This is a genomic window from Anaerolineales bacterium (assembly GCA_022866145.1).
Lineage (GTDB): Bacteria > Chloroflexota > Anaerolineae > Anaerolineales > E44-bin32 > PFL42.
Window position 1 is genome coordinate 1 of sequence record JALHUE010000290.1, and the last position, 3874, is coordinate 3874.

Consider the following 3874-nt stretch of genomic DNA (forward strand, 5'->3'; position numbering starts at 1 on the left):
ACCCACGTGCCGATTTCGGCGCTCGCCCAGCGGTTGGGGGTATCGCCCATCTCGGCCACGGAGCGAGTGCACCGCCTGCAGGACAAGGCCCAGCTGGACCACCGGCCCTACCAGGGTGTCCGCCTCACCCGGCAGGGACGATCAACTGCCCTCATGGTGATCCGCCGTCACCGCTTGTGGGAGTGCTTCTTGTTCGGCCATCTCGGGCTTGCCTGGGACCAGGTGCATGAGATCGCCTGCCAGCTCGAGCATGCCGTGGGTGGCCCTGTGGCGAATTCCCTGGAGACCTTCCTTGAAGAGCCGGTGACCTGCCCTCACGGGAACCCGATCCCGTCTCGCGGCAGCGCCTTGCGGCCCTCGCCCGGGGTGCCCCTCTCGGATCTGGCTCCCGGCCAGCAGGCAATAGTGCTTCGAATCGAGCCGGAGAGCACCGAGGTCCTGACCCTGCTGGACCATCACGGCCTGCGGCCCGGGGCACGTCTAAGCCCGGAGAGGCCGCCGGCCCCGGCCGGGCTGGTCCGCCTGCAGATCGGCGGCAGGTCCGCCCGGGTTCCCATCGAGGCGACCCGGCATGTGATCGTCGCGGTTCGCGCCTGACATGCCTCGTCGCTGGAAACACGCGGGACGATGGCGGCAGTTCTTTCTCACTGGCGCCCATCATCACCGCTCGGAGGCTGGGCATCCAGATGCTCCATCGCCAGGAAAACCGGCCGGGGTCGGTTGCAGCCCGCCGCTCGCAATCCTGCTGGGTGTGGCTGCCCCGACGGCAGACGGCCTGGCCGGGATCCCAACCCAGGCCGAAGGTCTCTTCCCGCTCACCGAAGCCGCGATCGGGACACCCGTCCAGGTCGCCCAGGTCCTGAACGGCCAGGGGGTTGCCCGGCGGCTTCGCCCGATGGGGCTGGCCCAGGGAGACCGGGTGTGCGTCGTGCGAGGGGCGCCATTCTGGGGGCCGATTGTGGTCGAAATCCCCGGCCGGGTGATCGCCCTCGGGCGAGGCGTGGCAAGTCAGATCTTAGTCCGCTCGGTCCCTGCCCCGGATACGGACGTTCCGGCTGCCGGCATGCCAGACCTCGGTGCCCCGTCTGGGGCCGTGTGATGCGGTTGGCGCTAGTCGGTCAACCCAACTGCGGCAAGAGCACCCTCTTTAATCAGGTGGCAGGGTACCAGGCGCAGACGGGGAACTTCCCGGGAACCACGGTCTCCGTCACCGAAGGGCGGCTGCGGCTGCAGGGGGAGATCGTGGATCTGGCCGACCTCCCAGGGACGTATACCCTTGCCGGCACGAACCCCGCCGAACAGGTCGTCCTCCCGTGTCTGACGTCCTCTGCGGTAGATGCCGTGATCAACCTGCTCGATGCCACCCGCCTGGAGCAGGGGTTGAGCCTCACCCTCGAGCTTCTCGAAATGGGGATCCCCACTGTGGTCGCCGTCAATGTGATGGATGAAGCCGCACGGCTGGGGGTGCGCATCGACGGACCTTGCCTCCAGTCGCTGCTCGGGGTTCCGGTGTTTCCCCTGGTCGCCAGCAAAGGACGGGGCGTGCGGTCCGTCTTCCTGGCGGCCTTCCGGGCAGCCCGAGAGCAGCGCCGACCTGCCCGGCCCAGGTATTCCCCGATGATCGAGGGGCACGTCGAGCAGCTCTCCCGATTGTTGGATGCGCTCAGCCCTGGATGCTCATCGGACACGGCTGCCCTGCGGCTGCTGCAGGCTGACCCGGAGTTTCCGACTTCGCTGCTCGGCGATAGCCCGGAGGCACGCCATGCCATCGCCGAAGTCCAGGCCTCGGTCCTCGCTCAAGCCGGCGAGCCTGCAGCCGAAGTGCTTTCCACCGAACGGCGCCACAAGGCCCAGGAACTTGTCCGGGCTGTGGTCAGCCAGGGCGAGCGACGATGGTCGCTGCGCGACCGCCTGGACGACGTCCTGCTGCACCCAGTCTGGGGCTACGTCTTTCTCCTGCTCTCGCTGTTGCTGCTGTTCAATTTCGTCTACACCGTGGGGAAAGCGATCGAAGAGCCCCTGGTGGGCCTGATCGGCGGCCTGACGATGTCGCTCCAGGCGTTCCTCCCGACGGGCACGCTCGCCTGGGCGCTGGTCAGCGGGATTCTGCAAGGGATTCTCGGGGGCCTGGCGATTGTGCTGCCCTATCTGATCCCCTTCCTGCTGGGCTTGTCGTTCTTGGAAGACCTCGGCTACCTGCCGCGCATCGCCTTCCTGGCCGACAGCTTGATGCGCCGCCTGGGGCTAGACGGCAAGGCCGTCGTCCCTTTCATCCTCGGCTACGGCTGCACCGTCCCGGCGGTGCTGTCGACCCGGATCCTCGAGGCCAGCCGCGACCGCTTCATCGCGGCCGCCTTGTCGACGCTGCTCCCGTGTGCTGCCCGGCTGACTGTCGTGTTTGGCCTGGTGGCGTTCTACCTCGGACCTCGGCTCGCCCTGGGCATTTTCCTGGCGGACCTGTTCCTGGTCGCCCTGACAGCCCGGGTCCTGGCCCGATTGCTCTCGCAAGAGCCCCCGGGGCTGATTCTGGAGATGCCGAGTTACCGGGTGCCGACTCTGCAGGGCCTGCTGCGCAAGACCGCCTTCCGCGTCCGGGAATTCGCCGTACAGGCCTGGCCGATCCTGATCCTGGGAAGCGTGGTCCTGTCGCTGCTGGAGTTTTTCCGCACCGACGCCGTGATCAACGCCTTGATGCGCCCACTGACCTGGGTCCTGGGGCTGCCAGCGGCGACCGGCATTCCGCTCATCTTCGGCGTGTTCCGCAAAGAGCTCTCGATGGTCATGCTGGGCCAGGCGCTGGGGGGTACGGATTTCTCGGCCAGCCTCACCCCTACCCAGATGGTGACCTACACGGTGTTCGTCGTCCTGTACTTGCCGTGCCTGGCCACCCTGGCGGTGCTGCGCCGGGAGTTTGGCCCCCGGCAGATGATCCAGATCGCCGGCCTGACGGTGCTCCTGGCGCTGGGAGGTGCACTGGTTGCACGCGGCTTGAGCAGCGTGATCCTCGGATAGTCAGGACTGTCGCACCCAATCGCCGGGGCGGCCCGGCCCGAATCCCACTCCGACGGGGTGATCGGGGGCGCCCGAGCAGGATGGGGCCGGGCACCCATCCCGCATGCTCCTTGCCCAGGTCCGCCGGGAAGGCCGGCAGGGCGCCCCGCAGGCACGCACGCCAGCCCCGATCGCCGGCTAGTATGAGGTGATGGCTCCATCCCCGACGCCGGAGGCAGGAGGCGGGCCAATCCGCGGCGCACCTGGTGCGCCTCAGGAGCTATCGATCCCGCGATTGCTCGCGTTGCGCACTTGACATGCAGAATTCGCGTTTTGCAGTAGAATTCTTTCTGATCGGCCGAAAGGTCACCTGTCGCCTGGAGCTGAAGGAGGAAACCCATGGCAACTGCTAAGAAGAAGACGACCAAGAAAGCTGCGAAACCGAAGGCGAAGAAGACGGTGAAGAAGACCACCAAGAAGGCCGCCAAGCCGGCAGCCAAGAAGGCCGTCAAGAAGACGACCAAGAAGGCCACGAAACCGAAGGCCAAGAAGACGGTGAAGAAGACCACCAAGCCGGCAGCCAAGAAGGCCGTCAAGAAGACGACCAAGCCGGCAGCCAAGCCTGCCGCCAAGCCGGCAGCTAAGCCGGCGGTAGCCCCCAGCCCGGCCCCCAAGATCAAGGCCTGGCACGTGGTGACCAGCCAGGACACCGCGTCTTCGATCACGCAGAAATACTACGGTTCGAGCGACCAGGCCAAGTGGATGGCCGTTTACGAGATCAACAAGGCCGTCATTGGCGCCGATCCGAATCAGATCCGCCCCGGCCTCCTGTTGCGCATTCCCGAGTAGGACAACGGCCGACGCAACAACGCAACCGCCCCCC

At 66.8% G+C, this 3874-nt stretch carries 4 protein-coding genes; all 4 read left to right on the forward strand.

What is annotated here, in order from left to right:
• Positions 1–597: metal-dependent transcriptional regulator (locus MUO23_09000; GenBank protein ID MCJ7513092.1), on the forward strand; the 597-nt coding region annotated here is incomplete at its 5' end.
• A 154-nt stretch (positions 598–751) separates the two neighbouring features.
• A complete protein-coding gene (locus MUO23_09005) occupies positions 752–1099 on the forward strand; it encodes a ferrous iron transport protein A (GenBank protein ID MCJ7513093.1) in 348 nt (115 codons plus the stop codon).
• Positions 1099–3012, forward strand: a complete 1914-nt coding sequence (gene feoB / locus MUO23_09010; protein ID MCJ7513094.1) for a ferrous iron transport protein B — start codon at positions 1099–1101, stop codon at positions 3010–3012. The genes MUO23_09005 and feoB overlap by 1 nt, the downstream gene beginning before the upstream one ends.
• Positions 3013–3390: 378 nt before the next feature.
• Positions 3391–3840, forward strand: a complete 450-nt coding sequence (locus MUO23_09015) for a hypothetical protein (protein MCJ7513095.1) — start codon at positions 3391–3393, stop codon at positions 3838–3840.
• Positions 3841–3874 lie beyond the last annotated feature (34 nt).